This window comes from Mycolicibacterium stellerae (genome assembly GCF_003719305.1).
GTDB lineage: Bacteria > Actinomycetota > Actinomycetes > Mycobacteriales > Mycobacteriaceae > Mycobacterium > Mycobacterium stellerae.
In genome coordinates this window covers 1-1830 of sequence record NZ_RARC01000074.1, presented here as the reverse complement: position 1 = coordinate 1830, position 1830 = coordinate 1, and the positions used below count along the sequence as shown (strand labels likewise).

Sequence of the window (1830 nt, the reverse complement as noted above, 5' to 3'; positions counted from 1 at the left end):
TGTATTTGTCGGCGTTGTTGTTCACGATTGGTGCGGCGGGGGTTTTGTTGCGCCGCAACGCCATCGTGATGTTCATGTGTGTCGAGTTGATGCTCAATGCGGCCAATCTGGCGTTCGTGGCGTTCTCCCGGATGCATGGGCACCTCGACGGTCAGGTGGTGGCGTTTTTCACCATGGTCGTCGCCGCCTGTGAGGTCGTGGTCGGGCTTGCCATCATCATGACCATCTTCCGTACCCGCCGCTCGGCCTCGGTCGACGACGCCAGCCTGCTGAAAAACTAAGGCCGCGATGACGCTTCCGGTTTGGCTTCTGATCGCCCTGCCCCTGACAGGAGCAGCGATACTGCTACTAGCGGGCAAGCGGTCTGACCCGTGGGGACACCTGCTGGGCTGCGCGGCCTCGCTGGGCTCATTCGCCGTGGGCGCGGCGCTGTTCACCGACATGACAACCCGCCCCGGCGAAGAACGAGCCATCCACGAAACGCTGTTCTCCTGGGTGCCCGTCGGTGAGCTGCGCGTGGACTTCGGGCTGCAGCTCGATCAGCTGTCGATGTGTTTCGTGCTGCTGATCACCGGTGTCGGGTCGCTGATCCACATCTACTCGATCGGCTACATGGCCCACGACCCCGGCCGCCGCCGGTTCTTCGGCTACCTCAACCTGTTCCTGTCAGCGATGCTGCTGCTGGTGCTCGCCGACAACTACCTGGGCCTCTACATGGGCTGGGAAGGGGTCGGGCTGGCGTCCTACCTGCTGATCGGGTTCTGGCAACACAAACCGTCGGCGGCCACCGCGGCCAAGAAAGCCTTCGTCGTCAACCGGGTCGGCGACATCGGCCTGGCGGTGGCGCTGATGGTGATGTTCGCCTCCATCGGCTCCATCAGCTTCCAGGGCGTGTTCACCGCCGCACCCCAACTCGGTGAGGGCACGCTGGACGCGATCGGGCTGCTGCTGCTGCTGGCCGCGTGCGGTAAGTCCGCGCAGGTCCCTTTGCAGTCCTGGCTGGGTGACGCCATGGAAGGCCCCACCCCGGTCTCCGCACTCATCCACGCCGCCACCATGGTCACCGCCGGGGTCTACCTGATCGTGCGCTCAGGTCCGGTGTTCGACCTCGCCCCCGGCGCACAACTGGGGGTGGTCATCGTCGGGGCGGTCACCCTGCTGTTCGGCGCGATCATCGGCTGCGCCAAAGACGACATCAAAAAAGCGCTCGCCGCATCCACCATGAGCCAGATCGGCTACATGGTGCTCGCCGCCGGGCTGGGCCCCGCCGGCTACGCCGTGGCGATCATGCACCTGCTCACCCACGGCTTCTTCAAAGCCGGCCTGTTCCTGGGCGCAGGCTCGGTCATGCACGCCATGGACGACGAAGTGAACATGCGCCACTACGGCGGCCTGCGCACACTGCTGCCGATCACCTTCGCCACCTTCGGGCTGGGCTACCTGGCCATCATCGGCATCCCACCACTGGCGGGCTTCTTCTCCAAAGACGGCATCATCGAAGCCGCCCTAGGCGCCGGCGGCGCCAAAGGCGCCATCCTGGGCACCGCAACCATCCTCGGCGCAGGCATCACCGCCTTCTACATGACCCGCGTCATGCTCATGACCTTCTTCGGTCAACCGCGGTGGAAAGACCCCGGGGGCGGCGAAGCCGGGGGGAAAGCCACAGTCACCCAACCCCACGAATCACCGAAAGTGATGACCTGGCCGATGATCCTGCTCGCCGTCGGCTCAGTGGCATCCGGCGCCCTGTTCGCCATCGGCGGCACCCTGGCGCACTGGCTCCAACCCGTCGTCGGCGCCCACGAAGCACACCACGCCCTACCCGCCTGG

At 65.5% G+C, this 1830-nt stretch carries 2 protein-coding genes; both read left to right on the top strand.

What is annotated here, in order from left to right; translation table 11 throughout:
- Positions 1 to 281 (top strand): NADH-quinone oxidoreductase subunit NuoK (gene nuoK, locus D6M19_RS34005; RefSeq protein ID WP_123029675.1); only part of this gene is annotated, 281 nt, incomplete at its 5' end.
- A 7-nt stretch (positions 282 to 288) separates the two neighbouring features.
- Positions 289 to 1830, top strand: a 1542-nt coding sequence (nuoL, locus tag D6M19_RS34000) for an NADH-quinone oxidoreductase subunit L (RefSeq protein ID WP_123029674.1), incomplete at its 3' end; no start/stop codon positions are given.